We start from the raw sequence: 15,935 nt of genomic DNA on the forward strand, positions 1-15,935 counted from the left end.
GCAGAGGCAACCCGGTATGATAAACACCAGGTGTGCAAAAACGCGCCGGATACAATAAGCCCCGTCGCGAGAATGAATAAAATCTTCTGCTAAGATTAACAATGTAAAGAAAACTGAGCCTGCGGTCAATTCCTGATCGGGATGTTTTCCCGAGAAAAGCGGATGAAGGGCTGAAAAACGACCGGAAGGCTCGAAATTTTCTGATTTCAGCCTATATGAAGCAGACAGGGATTTGAAGAAAAATCACCCATGCACTTTCGCCTTGATAGTCAATTGCGCTATAAGGCCAGTGATTTGCTTATTCCGGCCAGCTTTATTGTCTGCAGAAGCGTTCCGCTCTTATGCATTGCGCATGTTTCTGTTTCTTTAAATGCAGCGCGATGTTCGCACTCAAAAGATTGTTTGAGTGCTGCGACTTCTGAGCTGAGCCTGTGCCGGATTTTATAAATTTAACAGACCGGATAACCAAAACACGATTGCTATCCTGTCCAAGGAGACAAGACATGCTGCGTCAGGAAATTTCTCAAGCTCTGACAACGGCTATGAAAGCCCATGAAAAAATGCGTGCTTCAACGCTGCGCCTGATTATGGCTGCACTGAAGGATCGCGACATTGCCAACCGCGGCGCAGGTAAAGACCCTGTGTCGGATGATGAAATTCTGGCGATCCTCGCTAAGATGATCAAACAGCGCGAAGAATCCGCCAAGATGTACGAAGAAGGCAATCGTATTGAGCTGGCAGAAACTGAACGTGCGGAAATTGCCATCATTAAAGAATTTCTGCCACAGCAGCTGAGCGATGAAGAAGTTCGCGCCAATAGTGCCGCAGCAATTGCAGAAATCGGTGCTGAAGGTCTGCGCGATATGGGCAAGGTGATGGCGGTTCTTAAAGAGCGTTATACCGGCCAGATGGACTTCGCTAAAGCCAGCGCTGTTCTGAAAGAACTGCTGGGCAGCTAAGTTTAGTGGGCATACATTTATAAAAAAAGCCGCGCCGGTGACAGCGCGGCTTTTTTATAGGGCGGAGAAGTGTTTTAGCCTTCTGTAACAGCTTTCAGGCGTGTGCCGCCAAGCATGCCTTTTTCCTCCAGAACCGGATAGGCCATCGAAGCCAGCAGCGAATTGATCTGCTTGAGATCGCGGATCGTATCCAGATGGATTGAGCTGGTTTCAACGCTGCGCACTGTTCCTTCACGAAGGCGCTGGAAATGCATTTCACTGGTGCGTTTTTCCATATCCCGCAGGTGGTCTTTTTCACGCACAAGCTGACGCGCGGTATAGCTGTCGCGCGATACCAGTACGTTAAAGGCCAGATGCGCGTTGGAGAGAACCATTGCGTGGAATTCTGTTAGCTCATCCCAGCCTTCTTCGGTGAATTCCAGCTTGCGATCCATTTTCTTCTGCACGTGAACAAGCATATTGCGCACGATAATGTCGCCGACCTGTTCCAGTTTAACGCAGGCACCAAGCAGTTCCTGAGTGCGCAGGGCTTCGTCTTCGGTCAGCTTTTGTGTCGCCAGCTTGGCCAGATAGAGCTTGATCGCGGCATGGCGCGCATCCAGACGATCATCCAGCTTGGCCAGTTCATTAATGCTGACCTGGTCCGGTTTCTCATAGAGATCAATGATACGGCGCAGCATAACGTCAACCGTTTCACAGGTGCGAACAACCTCGCGCGTGGCATTGCCGAGTGCCAGCGGCGGAGAGGTGATCACGCTCATATCCAGCGCGCTGATTTCCTGCGTGAAGATGGTCTCACTCGGTGCTTCCGGTTTCGCCTTGAGGTTAACCAGTGCTTCCGTGGCGCGCAGAACCAGACCGGATAGCGGGATGCCCGCCACCAGAATGATCATGTTGAACAGGATATGCGTGTTCACAACCTGACTGACCGGGTCAGAGCCGATGAAGTCAATTGATGGTTTGAAAGTCAGGAACAGGATCAGAATGATCAGCGAACCGGCACCGCGCATCAGCAGGTTACCCAACGGCACAACGCGGGTTTCCGGAGGTGCATTACGGGTGAGCAATGGTGCGATAATGGAGGAGCCAAGATTGACGCCCAGCACCATGACGACAGCGAGGTCCGGATGGATCAGCCCACGTGATGCAAAAGAGATCAGCAGAATGATGGCTGCAATGGATGAGTGAAACAGCCATGTCATCAGGGCTGCAAGCAGATAGGTGGTAACAGGATCGCTGGAGAGGTAATCGACGATCACCGGCAGCAACTGGCTGTCGCGCAACGGTGTTGTCGCTTCGCCTGTCAGTTCGAGCGAGAGAATGAGCAGTCCGATGCCGACCAGAATTTTACCATTCTGCCGCCAGAACAGACGTTCGGAAGACATGGACAGGAACGTACCCGCCACCAATGCCAGAGGTACCAGCAAGGTCAGGTCATAGCTGAGGATTTTAACAACAAGAGCAGAACCAAGTTCGCCGCCGCGCACAGCCATGAGGCCTGCGACGCCGCTAACAAAGCCTGCCCCGACAAAAGAACCAACCAGCAAAGTGACGGCCGTAGAGCTTTGCAGGCATACGGCCAGCAATACACCAAAGCTCACGGCAAGCAGCGGATTTTGCATATATTTGCGCAGTCGTCGTCGCAAACGGTCGCCATAGGCGCTTTCAACACCTGCCCGAACCATACGTGTTGCCCATAACAGCAACGCGACTGCCCCTGCCAGATGCAGGAGAACGACTGAACCATTCAAATGCGTATTCCTTTTTATTGCTGGATGATTAGCTCATCCTTGTTTGTTCCCGGTTTTTAGCTCCGGACGATCCGTTTCCGGACACACTGCCAGCGTATAGAGGGCGCACTTGCAGAATGTTCGGGACGGATAATTGCCGTGCAAAAATCATGCACTGGCTAATCAATTTAGGCATATTATCTTTAATTTGGAAGAGGGGAGATACCTCTGAAAGGTGATATTTAAAGTTTTCATGACAAATTTATGACATTTAGCCGACTAACACTTATTCCTTTGTTTTCAGGCTGCAAGGCGTATTATTGTGCATGATTGAATAAGATCATAAGCGATAATTATGACAGTTGTGTTGTTTGCTTATAGAAGCAGCCGCACCAATATGTGTGTAGCGGGGAAAGATATGGCGGACAGGCGTGTTTTTCCGGAATTCGTGCTATTACATAGAAGAGCAGTCAGACTGTTCAGGCTTGCCGGACTGTTGCCGGTAAGATAGTTGAGAGAGAATTTAGAGGCGTATGCGTTTTCCCCCGTCCTTCCTTGATGAAATCCGCGAGCGCGTTCCGATATCGACAGTGATCGGGACACGGGTGAGCTTTGATCGCAAGAAAACCAACGCATCCAAGGGCGATTACTGGGCATGTTGTCCTTTCCACGGGGAGAAGAGTCCGAGCTTCCATTGTGAAGACCGCAAAGGCCGTTACCATTGCTTCGGCTGTGGTGTGACCGGCGATCATTTTCGTTTTCTGACCGAGCTGGAAGGCCTGAGCTTTCCTGAGGCTGTGACCCGCATTGCTGACATGGCCGGTGTGCCGATGCCGGTGATGGATGCCGAACAGCAAAAGCGTGAGGAAAAACGCGGCACGCTCTATGATGTCATGGAGCTGGCTGCCGGCTTTTTTGAAGATCAGTTGCAGGCTTCTGTTGGTGCAAAGGCGCGGTCTTATTTGCGTGATCGCGGGCTGAGTGCCCAGACACAGGCCGAATTCCGCATCGGTTATGCGCCGGAAGGGCGCAATATTCTGAAAGAATATCTGGCATCCAAAGGTGCAACACGCGAGCAGATCGAAGCCTGTGGCATGGTGGTGCATGGTGAAGGCATCGCGGTGTCTTATGACCGTTTCCGTGATCGTATTATGTTCCCGATCACCGATAGCCGTAACCGCGTTATCGCTTTTGGCGGGCGTGCGATGTCGCCGGATGCACCGGCCAAATATCTTAACTCGCCGGAAACCGAGCTGTTTCATAAAGGGCGCGTGCTCTACAATATGGTGCGTGCGCGTCGTGCCTGTCAGGCACAGCATGGCGAAGAAGCCAAGCCGGTTATTGCCGTTGAAGGCTATATGGATGTGATCGCGCTGGCGCAGGCAGGCTTCAATGAAGTTGTGGCGCCGCTGGGAACCGCTTTGACTGAAGAGCAGATGGCACTGCTCTGGCGCATCAGTCCGGAACCGGTTTTGTGTTTTGACGGCGATCAGGCAGGTCTTCGCGCAGCCTATCGTGCGGTCGATACCGGTTTGCCGAATTTGCAGCCAGGCAAATCGCTGGCTTTTGCTCTGCTGCCTGATGGCAAAGATCCGGATGATCTGGTCAAGGAGCAGGGGCCTTCCGCTTTCAGAACCGTGCTGCAAGACGCTAAACCGCTGGCAGAAATGCTATGGATGCGCGAAACCGCTGGTGGCAATTTTGAAACGCCGGAACGCCGTGCTGAGCTGGATGCCCGAATGCGTACCCATGTGGCGCGTATCAAGGATGAGAGCGTCAAACATTATTACAGCCAGCATATGCGTGAGAAGTCGCAGAGCTTCTTCGGCCCGAAATGGGGGCGGCAGAATAATGGCAAGCAGGCCGGCGGCTTTGGCGGTAAAGGTAATTTTCAGCCGCAGCGCGGTAAAGGTGGCGGCTTTGGCGGTGGTTTTGGCAATGCGGCCTCAACCAAGGCGTCTGATAGCCTGACCCGATCAGCGATTGTTAAAGGCGGATCATCTGCGCCAAGTTTGCGTGAAGCTACGATTGTGCTGACGCTGATCAATCACCCGCCGCTGATCGATGAGAATTTTGAAACTGTGGCCACGCTGGAGCTTAGTCATGCAGGGCTGACAGCATTGCATGCGGCAGTTCTGGACGTAATGGCCAGCCATCTGGCTGAAGACGGCAAAGCCATGCGCAAAACACTCAATGAAAGCGGTTTTGCTGAATTGCTGGATGAGCTGGAGCTGGTTGTACGCCGTGCGCGCCTGTGGCCTGCCACGCTATTAGCAGCAGAGGATGATGCCCGTGAGGCGCTCAAACAGGCCATGCACTTGCATCTGCGGGCACGAACACTACATAAAGAACTAAGAGCCGTAGAGGAGGCTCTTACTACTGAAGCTTCAGCGGAGGTTTTTGCACGTTTGATTGATATTCAAAGTGAAATTCGCAAGACTGATGCGACTGAGGCGCTGATTGAAGGCTTCGGGCAATCTTCAGGACGACCACCCGGCGGTTTCTGACGGGCATCTGAAAATGAGCAAAAATGAATATAAACACGTCAAATAGGGGTGTTTGGTCGGAAATTCGCCGAAAAATGCACTCTTTAGTGGTTAATTGGCGTCACACTGTCGCGAATCTACATAAATGATTCGCTTTTTTTGAACGAATCATATGAGTCGCATTCTTTGACTGTACTGGTGAAGACATGTCAGTCGCTTCAATGGCGAAAAAAGACACTATCTGAACAGTGGTTCATTACCGGTACAAGGTCAATAAGGGGCTGAACAGCCTCTGTAAATATGAAATTTGCAAACCGGTGTTTTATTTGCCGCATCCGGCAGTGAACACGGTTAATCCGGTTTTAACGTGAAAGCGCTATTGCCGGTTCTATCGATAGTCACGGGGCATAACGCGAATCGCTCGTTTTGTTGTTCATTCTGCCCGATGGACAAAACGAACTGATCGTCTGGAGATAAATATATGGCAACGAAGACAAAGGAAAACGAAGAAGCTGAAGTCGAGCGCGATGGCGCGACCGATGGGCCGCTTCTCGACCTTTCAGACGACGCTGTCAAGAAAATGATCAAGCTCGCCAAGAAACGTGGCTATGTCACGATGGACGAGCTGAATGCCGTGCTGCCTTCTGAAGAAGTTACATCCGAGCAAATCGAAGACACAATGTCGATGCTGTCCGATATGGGCATCAATGTTGTTGAGGACGACGAGCAGGATGCCGACGCAGAAGAGCGCGACGATGACAGTGAAGAAAGCGGCGGTGATCTGGTAGAAGCCGGCGGCACCGCGCTTGCAACAACAACAACCAAAAAAGAACCAACGGATCGTACCGACGATCCGGTACGTATGTATTTGCGCGAAATGGGTTCGGTCGAGCTGTTGTCGCGTGAAGGTGAAATCGCGATTGCCAAGCGTATTGAAGCTGGCCGCGAAACAATGATCGCCGGACTTTGCGAAAGCCCGCTGACCTTTCAGGCTCTGATTATCTGGCGTGAAGCGCTCAATGATCAGCAGATTTTGCTGCGTGAAATCATTGACCTTGAAACCACTTATGCGGGTCCTGAAGCCAAACAGGCACCGGTTATCGAGCGCGTTGAAGAACAGCCTGCACGCGGCGACGAAAAGCCGGGTCGCCGTTCGCGCGATGATGATGACATTACCAATGTCGGTGGTGAAGTTCAGGAAGAATATGACGAGGATGAAGACGATGAGGCCAATCTGTCGCTCGCTGCGATGGAAGCCGAATTGCGTCCTCAAGTCATGGAAACGCTCGATCTGATTGCTGACACCTATAAGAAACTGCGTAAATTGCAGGATCAGCAGGTGGAAGGTCGTCTGGCAGCTGCCGGTGAATTGTCGACCTCGCAGGAGCGTCGCTATAAGGAACTGAAAGATCAGCTGATCAAAGCAGTTAAGTCGCTGTCGCTGAACCAGAACCGTATTGAATCGCTGGTTGAGCAGCTCTACGACATTAACAAGCGCCTTGTTCAGAACGAAGGTAAGCTCCTGCGTCTGGCGGAATCTTTCGGCGTGCGCCGTGAAGAATTCCTCAAAGAATATCAGGGCAATGAGCTTGACCCGAACTGGACTGACCGTCTGGAAACCCTGACAGCCCGCGGCTGGAAAGAGTTTGTTGCTAAAGAAAAACGCGGCATTGATAATCTACGTTCGGAAATTCAGAATCTGGCCACTGAAACCGCGATTTCGATCGGTGAATTCCGCCGCATCGTTAACCAGGTGCAGAAGGGTGAGCGCGAAGCAACCATTGCTAAGAAAGAAATGGTTGAAGCAAACCTGCGTCTTGTGATTTCGATTGCCAAGAAATACACCAACCGTGGTCTGCAGTTCCTTGATCTTATTCAGGAAGGCAATATCGGTCTGATGAAGGCGGTTGATAAGTTCGAATATCGCCGTGGCTATAAGTTCTCGACTTATGCGACATGGTGGATCAGACAGGCGATCACCCGTTCTATCGCGGATCAGGCACGTACCATCCGTATTCCGGTGCATATGATCGAAACGATCAACAAGATCGTTCGCACATCGCGCCAGATGCTGCATGAAATCGGCCGTGAACCGACACCGGAAGAACTGGCTGAAAAGCTGGCTATGCCTTTGGAAAAAGTGCGTAAGGTGCTGAAGATCGCTAAAGAGCCTATTTCCCTTGAAACGCCGGTTGGTGATGAAGAAGATTCACATCTGGGCGATTTCATCGAAGATAAGAATGCGCTGCTGCCGATTGATGCAGCCATTCAGGCAAACCTGCGCGATACCACGACCCGCGTTCTGGCGTCGCTGACACCACGTGAAGAACGTGTTCTGCGTATGCGTTTCGGTATTGGTATGAATACCGACCATACTCTGGAAGAAGTTGGTCAGCAGTTCTCGGTTACCCGTGAGCGTATTCGTCAGATCGAGGCAAAAGCCTTGCGCAAGCTGAAGCATCCTAGCCGCTCGCGTAAATTGCGTTCGTTCCTGGATAGCTAAAAAATACAAAGATGCCGTCATCCCTGTGGTGGCGGCATTTTTTCAGAGCGTGTTGTGCCCAAGCTGGATTACAGCGCTCGCTCTCAATTCTTGTAACTGCGAAATGCTCTGGGGGATAGAATGTCTTTTCTGAAACGTCTTTTTGGCCTTGGTGGTTCTGAAGCTGCTGACAGTAAAGAACAGGCTGAACCGGTAAGCAGTGAGCATAAAGGCTTCATCATTCTGGCTACGCCTTACAATGAAGGCGGACAGTTCCAGACATGCGGCCTTATCCGCAAAGAAATTGATGGTGTATTGCAGGAGCACAAATTTATCCGCGCAGATCGCTTTGCGACAATGGATGATGCAGTGAATATTACCCTCATCAAAGCGCGTCAGATCATTGATGAGCAGGGTGAGGGCTTGTTTCGCTAAACAGAAGCGAAATTGAAATGCATAAAGGCCCGGTTTCCGGGCCTTTTATTTTGAAATTGATTTATCCGGCCGCAGTTAATTTGTTACAATCATGCGGAAAGGTGAGGATGTTATGAGCAAACCATTCTGGCAGACCAAGACACTGCGTGAACTCAACAAACAGGAATGGGAAAGTCTTTGCGACGGTTGCGGCCAGTGTTGCCTGCATAAGTTGCAGGATGATGATACGGATGAGATTTACGGCACCGGTGTTGCCTGTACTCTTTTGGATGGTACGAGTTGTCAGTGCTCGGATTATCCGAACCGAAGGAAAACTGTGCCGGATTGCGTGTTTCTGACACCTGAAATTATTGAAACTGTGCGCTGGTTGCCTGAGACTTGTGGCTATCGCCGTGTGTCTGAGGGCAGGGATCTGGACTGGTGGCATCCGCTGGTGTCCGGTTCAAAGGATACGGTACACGAAGCAGGGATTTCCGTGCGTGGCAAAATCACAGCTTATGATCATGATCTGCCGGACGAAGAAGCTTTCCTGAAACATATGACCGGCCATATTGCCTGACAGGGCATGAGGCGCAGTGTGATGAACTCAACATGAATGATTGATTGCTGCTGCATTCAGAAATAGCCTGCTATCTATTGGATATTGAATTTCACAACAAAAATAATCCAAGGAGGATGCTATGTCGGGTTTCTCAATGAAAGCAGCAGTTGTTTCAGGTCTGATTGGTCTTGCAGGCGTTTTCTCTGCCGGTGCTTCGGCGCAAGCCGCTACGCCAATGGTATCAGTCGCTGTGAGTGGCACGAGTGCAGGCGTGCCGGTGGTGCAGGTTAATCACCGTCATGGCCACTATAACCGCCCACAATATCGCCCGAACCGTTATGCATGTTCGCCACGCGATGCTGCATCAAAAGCTTCGCGTATGGGTATCCGCGGTACGCGTGTTCATAGTAACCGCTCGACAATCCGCGTCTCGGGCTATCGTCATGGTCGCCCGGCAAGTGTGCTTTTTGGTAAAGCGCGTGGTTGCCCGATCCTGCGCTAAGCAGTTCCAGCTTTCAATCAATTAAAAATAAGCCGCGAATATGAAAAATTTGCGGCTTGTTTGCTTTGAATCTGCTGCCAGAGAGTAAGGTGTGATATTTATAGAAAAATATTATTTTACAGCAAGATATGCTGTTGTTGCTTCTGATTTAGTCATTTGATTAAAGAGGAAATGATAATGTTTCATTCATGATGCTTGTTGGTCTTGCGATCATGTATCGATTCAGGTAGATCGGAATTGTGTGGGCCTGTAGCTCAATTGGTCAGAGCCGGCGGCTCATAACCGCTTGGTTGGGGGTTCGAGTCCCTCCGGGCCCACCATTCTCTTTAAAAATAATGACTAGATCTTGGAGTTCTCAGGTGGGGGCATCCAAGAGGAACATTTCTTGTTCAATCCGACCTATCTAATGCTGCCTGTATTCGTTCAATGATTAGAAACGGCTATGATGTTATTTTATATACATATAGTAAGTAGATAATACTCCGGATGGTGTCCGATTATTTGATGTTCAAAAATTAATGAATGAGAAAGAGATTTTTTTGTGTAAAGATACCGGAAGCTTAGTAATCGCTTCTGATATGTACAGGTATCGCGTTCAATGTGAAGGCTTCAGTTTTATGTGAATTGTGATGTTTATTGTTTAAGGGCATTTTTTTAATAATGAATATACTTTAGATATAGAGAGTAACACTTGGTCAAATTCTGTTATTTGAAGATTTCCACATGATAGCGAGTTGTTAAAAAAATCTTTTTGCGGCATCTGAAGATCCATAGTTCACTTCCTCTTGGAAGTTTAGAAATAAACAAAGAAGGCATAGGCTTCAAAAATACTTGGACGACCAAAGCATGTTGCAGATCAGGATTGGGGCGTAATAGGATCCGTATTGCTAACTTATCACGTAAAAAGGCTTGGACTGGAGCGTTTAAGTTCTCCAATAAATGTTTTTTCACCGATGAATGGGCCTATCCAATTTACTATTTGAGGAAGGACACGCGGCAAGCGATTTGCTGACCAAGCGATCTGTTAGATTGCGCCTTTACAATTTCGACCTCCGAGGTAAAGAGATAAAGCCTAATACCCAAAATATGAAATCGTTAATTCGTGATTAAGCATCTGCAATTTTGCAATGAAAGGTGAGGTCTTGCTAGTTAATACTATTTGGATAGGGAATGAGCTGGGGCCGATACATGCAGCATGTTTGCGTTCTTTTTTACGCCATGGGCATGAAGTTGTGTTGCATGCTTATGGACGTCCTCATGATACACCTGAAGGTGTTCGGCTGTTCGATGCGAATAAGCTTATGAAGGAAGAGGAGATTATCCTTCATAAAAAAACGAATAGCTTAACTTTGGCCTCTGATCGGTATCGGTATCGTATTTTGCGTGAAGGTATGGGATTATATGTCGATTGCGACATGTATTGTGTACGCCCATTTTCTGAAAACGAATATACGTTTGGTTGGCATAGTCATGATACAATTAATAATGCCGTACTTAACGCGCCGCATGATAGCAAATTTTTGAAGCAAGTTCTGGAGGCTTCTGAAGATTTGTATTTTGTTCCGCCATGGCGAAAGGGGCATAAAGGGCTTTACGCTAAATTTCGTAAAGCCATTGGTTTTCCGATGCATATCTCGCGCCATAAGTGGGGAACAATAGGTCCCAGTCTCATAACTCATTGTGTTAAGGAGCAAGGGTTGCTGGATCGTGTGAGTGCGATTGATATTTTTTACCCATTGCACTGGGAACAGCTTGATTTGTTATTTGAGCCTGGTTTGAGAGTGGCAGACTTTATTGGTTCCAGAACACAAGGTGTGCATCTTTATAACTCTGCTTTAAAAGGGCGTAAAGTTATTGAAGATACGCCGCTGTATGAAATTATCCAGTCTAAGTGAAGTGCTGTTTTTACTTTAGGTGCTCTCGATGCGTAGTTATATAATCAATTTGGAGCGATCAACAGAGCGCTTAAATGATATGCTTATCCAGTTTGTGGGAAAAAAGGCAGAATATGAGATAGTTAATGCCATTGATGGTGCCAATTATAAGGGGCCTTATTTAAATAATTCGTCTTGTCAGATAATGGATGTGCCGCTTACGGTGAACGAGATAGCTTGTTTTATTAGTCATAGATTGTGTTGGGAAAAAATAGCGCATGGCAGCGATAGTCATGGTGCAGTATTTGAGGATGATGTCTTAATTTCATCAGATGCTTGGGAGATTCTCGAGGATATCCCAATATGGCTGAATAAAGTAGATGTTTTAAAGGTGGAAACTTTCTTGGCAAAAGTTTTTTTTAGACGCCGGAAGCAACGTGTCACGAAAAAATTTTCTATGTTGAGGGCTGTAAGTATTCATCCCGGTGGAGCTGGTTATATTTTATCTAGAGAAGCTGCGACCGAACTTCTTAAAGAAACTGATGCTTTTTTACCATGTGCAGTAGATAATTTCTTATTCTATAAAAGTTTTTACCCTAAAAAAAATAAAAAAATATATCATTTGTCGCCAGCGCTTTGTATTCAAACACGGCTTATTGAGCATAAAGAAGGGCATGAAAGTACGATTGATTCAAAGGATGGTGAAATAAGAACTCAGTATCATTTGAAAAAGAAGAAAGGCTTAAAAAGATTTTTACAGAATTTTGTGCAACCTGTAAGACGTCTTATTTATAAAAAATGTATTATACCGTTTTATACTGAATAGTATATTGTAAACGGTTGTAATTTTATGCAATGGATTTTTTGATAAAATGAAATGCTATCTCATAAATCTTGATCGTTCCAAAGAGCGTCTTTCAAGGATGCAAAAGCAATTTGATAGCATTGGTATCGATTTTACCCGTGTGCCTGCCGTAGATGGGAAATTGTTATCTACTGAACAATTAACAGCGGTTATTGATCCTATCCGGCGTTGGGAAATCCCAATGCCAGCATCGGAAATTGGGTGTTTTCTTAGTCATAAAAAATGTATTGAACTGATTGCGAATGGTGAGGATGAATACGCCGCGATATTTGAAGATGATGTAACATTATCTGCCAATTGTTCGCGATTTTTGAATGACACGAACTGGATACCGACCGGTGCTGATATTATCAAAATTGATACAAACAATACTCTCGTTGTTTTGGAAAATTTTCAAACTATAGATGAGACGGGTTATGAGCTGGCTCGTCTCTGTACCTCGCATCTATGTTGTGGTGGCTATATCGTATCTCGCAAGGCTGCTGCGCTTATTTTAAGTTGTATGGAAAAAATTTCTGTTCCGGTCGACAATTTAATCTACGATCCTCAATATGAGTTATTCCATCAGTTGACTATCTACCAGTTCGTACCTGCTTTGTGCATGCAAATTGATGCTGATAGTCTCATTGAAGAGGATCGGAAAAAATTAAGAAAAGAATATAAGAAGCGACTTTCATTGCCCGTTCTCATTTGGCGCGAGTTGACGCGTCCATACAAGCGAAATGCGCACATCATTGGTCCGGTTAATATCTGGATACGTATCACAACAGGTAAACGCTGGCTGAAGGTCCCCTTTAAATGACAATAGTGCTGTACTTGCACTCGTATTAATTAAGGTTGTCAGAGGCGTTTTTAAGTTCGGCTTTTCACAATGTGTGTAGAACATCTCAATGATGAATTAAAACTGCATCAGTGTTATATGCACCATGCTTTTGACTTGGCATCGTTACAGAAAATATAGATCACTTCCTTCGGATGACGAGGCAGTGTTGACGTCCAAATCACGCTGCTTGCGTTTCAATGTGGCCGTTATTTAGGAATGTTAATTAAAGCATCCTTATCCGCCACTTTTAAAATCCCATATTTTAATCTTGGTTTTTTTCAGCTGGAACAAGTTCTATATACACTTTGTGTTGTGTAACTTAAGTATGCAGCAGTTTAACGCCATCACATCGCAATACAGGATGGATGGCGTTGGTTTTTGGAAATATGTTTTGCTACTTTGAGAGTAATTATTCAGCTGTATTGAACTGATAATTATACAAGCGTGAATAGATACCTTCAGAGGCGAGGAGCTCGCGCTGAGTGCCTTCTTCGGCGACTTTACCGTCTTCCATTACAATGATTTTGTCAGCGCTTGTAATCGTTGTCAGGCGGTGTGCAATTACAATGGTAGTTTTACCTTCTGTCAGCCGTTGCAGAGCCTCTTTAATAGACGCTTCTGATTCTGAATCCAGTGCGCTTGTTGCTTCATCCAGAATAAGCACCTCACTGTGGCGTAACATAGCGCGGGCGATAGCAATGCGTTGTTTTTGACCGCCGGAGAGTTTGTTACCGTTATCACCTACCTGAGTATGATACCCGTCCTGCATTTTCATGATAAAATCATGGGCATTCGCAGCTTTTGCCGCAGCTTGAATATCTTCTTCGGTCGCGTCCGGATGCCCTAAACCAATATTATACATAATGGTATTGGAGAACAGGAATGTATCCTGTCCGACATAGGCCAGTTTTTCGCGCAGTGAGCTCAGAGTTACATATTTTATGTCTGTGCCGTCAATCTCAACCGATCCATGATCAGGGTCATACATATGCATAATAAGATTAATGATCGTAGATTTACCGCTGCCCGAAGCGCCAACCAGCGCTGTCATTTTTCCTGCCGGAAACTGCAAGTTAATGTCATGCAGAATAGGTTGATTTTCTAAATAACTAAATCTGACATTGTTGAAGCAGATTTCACCTTTTCCTTTGGGCAGCTCAATCGCATTTTCTGCTTCTGTAAGAGTAATTGGTTTATCAATGAGTTCATACATCATGCGAACGCCGATCATACCGGCTTCGATACTAACTCGCATTCTTGCCAGACGTTTAGCGGGTTCGTAAGCGAGCAAGAGTGCTGTGATGAAAGACATCATTTCGCCTGGCGTATTGCCCTTTTCCAGAACCCAAATTGCGCTGAGCGCAATAGCACCTGCAATGGCCAGACCAGCAAGTGTTTCCATGATCGGGCTGGTCGCCGACTCCAGAACAGCAATACTATTTGCGCGCTTTTCTACGGCTTTAACCGCAGAATCCATTTCCTTGCGCATGATGTGCTCAAGCGAGAAGGTTTTAATAATGCGAATGCCAACTGTGGTCTCCTGAACAATCTCTACGATCTTTGTTAAGGATGAGAGTTCTTGCTCCATGATTTTGCGTACTTTTTTCATCAAAATACGTACGCCAAAAATTGCTAATGGGCCAAAAATAAATGAGATTAGCGAGAGCAGGGGCTGTTGATAAAACATAACAGCAACCAGTCCCAGCAGGGTAAACATATCCCTGACGAAAGAGGTGACAACAGTATCAATGACCGCACGGGCAGCCTGTGCGTTATGTGTCACGCGTACTAATATGTCCGATGACGGCATATTATTATAAAAGGATACGCCTTGTTGCAGCAGGCGGTTATAAATTTTACGCTGTTGTTCAGCGATAATGCTATTACCAGCCCGGCTGAGAAACATGCCCTGAAAGAAGGTTGCGAAGCCTTTGACCGTAAAAATGACGGCGACCGCAATTGCTATCTGCATAACCTGCTGAATATCACGCGAAACAACCATTTCATTGACGATATCGCGCATGATCCATGCGCTCATAGCGGTAGTTGCTGCCACAATGAGCATCGCAATGATTGCTACAACATACAATCGTGCATGTTTAGAAAAATTGTCTTTTAAAAGCCGATAGATAAGGTTTTTATCCATCGATGATAAGGATTTACCAGGCATAGCGTGTTTTTGATTTCTCTAATTTATTGCAGTAATTCGCATATCGCTGTTTAGGCTTTTTGTGTCTGATACGTGTCATTGGTCAAAAGCCTTTATTTAATTTATCAAAAGCTGCTTTCCAATATGACTTATCACGAGCGCGTTTTAAGTGACGTTTACGGTAACGTGTGTGAAATGGCTGGCGGCTTGCTAATGGTTGCCGATCATCATTGGCGCCGGGCAGATTAGAATGCGTTAGGCCAGCCAATTCTTCCAGCTCTAAATCTGTTGGATTGGAAACCAACCGCTCAAATGGGTTAATCCATGCGGATGTGATTAATGTGGCGGGATCGTATAATGTGAGTAAAAATGCATAATCATCAAAAAATTTATTCGCGCCGGCCTGAACTCTAAGTGCTTTTTCCCGATAGGGGGCTTCAGCTTCGCTGAGTTCTTCCATAATCGGATGAATTGTTCCGTCTTCATTTTTTTGCAGAGATAGTGTTGATCCATGATCTGCAGTGAGCAGAAACTCTAATATTTCAATCGCGCCGGATGTTAATAACTGCTCCCAGTGATGAGGTGCACCTCCGTTGCAAATCCAGCCTTTGAGCTGTAGCCCTTTTTCTTTCATTCTGTTGCTGCTGGACAGAGTGCCTAGATAGAGGCCGTGAACTCGTTCGCGTGCTGATACATCGCCAATTGCATGTATCAAAGATTTTTGAATATTCCCTGCCCAGCCAATATCTACCAAGCCGATTGGCTCGTCGCCATCCGGCAAAACATTATAATAATCTCTGAATTGATCACGGTTGGCCTTGGTAGAAGTCAGTGAGTCATAAAAGAGCGTATCTAATGCTTGTTTAAAGCGGTTGTAATCCGGATTGCTCGGTAATGTATCTACATCATGCAAACCAAAATTCGATAAATGGCGCTGGTTGTTATCGATATTTATATTGGCATTTTTAAAAGATTTGAGCAGTTTGGACGGGGTTCTGCCGCCGATCAGATACCAGTTTGTGTGTAAATCCCACTCACGTATGCCGGATTGATAACCGACTTTTCTGGACATGTGTAAATAATGGGTCT

At 46.8% G+C, this 15,935-nt stretch carries 12 protein-coding genes and 1 tRNA gene; 10 read left to right on the plus strand and 3 right to left on the minus strand.

Annotated features, from left to right (window positions below; all coding sequences use genetic code 11):
* Window positions 1-503: 503 nt before the first annotated feature.
* Entirely contained in the window at window positions 504-959 is a 456-nt protein-coding gene (locus tag DFR47_RS12180) for a GatB/YqeY domain-containing protein (RefSeq protein ID WP_113944694.1), read from the plus strand.
* Between the two features lie 74 nt (window positions 960-1,033).
* On the opposite strand, the gene DFR47_RS12185 is transcribed toward DFR47_RS12180, so the two are convergent.
* Window positions 1,034-2,710 (minus strand): Na/Pi cotransporter family protein, encoded by a 1,677-nt coding sequence (locus DFR47_RS12185; protein ID WP_113944695.1) that lies wholly within the window; start codon window positions 2,708-2,710, stop codon window positions 1,034-1,036.
* Between the two features lie 512 nt (window positions 2,711-3,222).
* Between DFR47_RS12185 and dnaG the strand changes: the two genes are divergently transcribed.
* The 9 genes from dnaG (at window position 3,223) to DFR47_RS12230 (ending at window position 12,676) form a co-directional block, all read left to right on the plus strand.
* Window positions 3,223-5,196, plus strand: coding sequence for a DNA primase (gene dnaG / locus DFR47_RS12190; protein WP_113944696.1), 1,974 nt, complete (start codon window positions 3,223-3,225; stop codon window positions 5,194-5,196).
* Between the two features lie 460 nt (window positions 5,197-5,656).
* A complete protein-coding gene (rpoD, locus tag DFR47_RS12195) occupies window positions 5,657-7,678 on the plus strand; it encodes an RNA polymerase sigma factor RpoD (RefSeq protein WP_113944697.1) in 2,022 nt (673 codons plus the stop codon).
* Between the two features lie 120 nt (window positions 7,679-7,798).
* A complete protein-coding gene (locus DFR47_RS12200) occupies window positions 7,799-8,092 on the plus strand; it encodes an HlyU family transcriptional regulator (RefSeq protein ID WP_113944698.1) in 294 nt (97 codons plus the stop codon).
* A gap of 112 nt (window positions 8,093-8,204) precedes the next feature.
* Window positions 8,205-8,651, plus strand: a complete 447-nt coding sequence (locus DFR47_RS12205; RefSeq protein ID WP_113944997.1) for a YcgN family cysteine cluster protein — start codon at window positions 8,205-8,207, stop codon at window positions 8,649-8,651.
* 121 nt (window positions 8,652-8,772) lie between these two features.
* A complete protein-coding gene (locus DFR47_RS12210; protein ID WP_113944699.1) occupies window positions 8,773-9,135 on the plus strand; it encodes an antifreeze protein in 363 nt (120 codons plus the stop codon).
* A gap of 243 nt (window positions 9,136-9,378) precedes the next feature.
* Window positions 9,379-9,455 (plus strand) — tRNA-Ile (locus DFR47_RS12215).
* Between the two features lie 807 nt (window positions 9,456-10,262).
* Window positions 10,263-11,030 (plus strand): glycosyltransferase, encoded by a 768-nt coding sequence (locus DFR47_RS12220; protein ID WP_113944700.1) that lies wholly within the window; start codon window positions 10,263-10,265, stop codon window positions 11,028-11,030.
* A gap of 28 nt (window positions 11,031-11,058) precedes the next feature.
* Window positions 11,059-11,835, plus strand: a complete 777-nt coding sequence (locus tag DFR47_RS12225) for a glycosyltransferase family 25 protein (protein WP_113944701.1) — start codon at window positions 11,059-11,061, stop codon at window positions 11,833-11,835.
* Between the two features lie 46 nt (window positions 11,836-11,881).
* Complete coding sequence (locus tag DFR47_RS12230; protein WP_113944702.1) at window positions 11,882-12,676, plus strand: glycosyltransferase family 25 protein; 795 nt, start codon at window positions 11,882-11,884, stop codon at window positions 12,674-12,676.
* Window positions 12,677-13,106: 430 nt separating this feature from the next.
* On the opposite strand, the gene DFR47_RS12235 is transcribed toward DFR47_RS12230, so the two are convergent.
* Entirely contained in the window at window positions 13,107-14,867 is a 1,761-nt protein-coding gene (locus DFR47_RS12235; RefSeq protein ID WP_113944703.1) for an ABC transporter ATP-binding protein, read from the minus strand.
* Between the two features lie 82 nt (window positions 14,868-14,949).
* Window positions 14,950-15,918 carry a hypothetical protein gene (locus DFR47_RS12240; RefSeq protein ID WP_113944704.1) on the minus strand — a complete coding sequence of 323 codons (969 nt, stop codon included), beginning with the start codon at window positions 15,916-15,918 and terminating at the stop codon, window positions 14,950-14,952.
* Window positions 15,919-15,935: the final 17 nt, after the last annotated feature.

This window comes from Pseudochrobactrum asaccharolyticum (genome assembly GCF_003314995.1).
Classification (GTDB): Bacteria; Pseudomonadota; Alphaproteobacteria; order Rhizobiales; family Rhizobiaceae; genus Pseudochrobactrum; species Pseudochrobactrum asaccharolyticum.

Coding starts and splice junctions, on each gene's coding strand:
- DFR47_RS12200 (WP_113944698.1), top strand. CDS start 7,799: ATGTCTTTTCTGAAACGTCTTTTTGGCCTTGGTGGTTCTGAAGCTGCT.
- DFR47_RS12180 (WP_113944694.1), top strand. CDS start 504: ATGCTGCGTCAGGAAATTTCTCAAGCTCTGACAACGGCTATGAAAGCC.
- DFR47_RS12210 (WP_113944699.1), top strand. CDS start 8,773: ATGTCGGGTTTCTCAATGAAAGCAGCAGTTGTTTCAGGTCTGATTGGT.
- dnaG (WP_113944696.1), top strand. CDS start 3,223: ATGCGTTTTCCCCCGTCCTTCCTTGATGAAATCCGCGAGCGCGTTCCG.
- DFR47_RS12205 (WP_113944997.1), top strand. CDS start 8,205: ATGAGCAAACCATTCTGGCAGACCAAGACACTGCGTGAACTCAACAAA.
- DFR47_RS12230 (WP_113944702.1), top strand. CDS start 11,882: ATGAAATGCTATCTCATAAATCTTGATCGTTCCAAAGAGCGTCTTTCA.
- DFR47_RS12235 (WP_113944703.1), bottom strand. CDS start 14,867: ATGCCTGGTAAATCCTTATCATCGATGGATAAAAACCTTATCTATCGG.
- DFR47_RS12220 (WP_113944700.1), top strand. CDS start 10,263: ATGAAAGGTGAGGTCTTGCTAGTTAATACTATTTGGATAGGGAATGAG.
- DFR47_RS12240 (WP_113944704.1), bottom strand. CDS start 15,918: ATGTCCAGAAAAGTCGGTTATCAATCCGGCATACGTGAGTGGGATTTA.
- rpoD (WP_113944697.1), top strand. CDS start 5,657: ATGGCAACGAAGACAAAGGAAAACGAAGAAGCTGAAGTCGAGCGCGAT.
- DFR47_RS12225 (WP_113944701.1), top strand. CDS start 11,059: ATGCGTAGTTATATAATCAATTTGGAGCGATCAACAGAGCGCTTAAAT.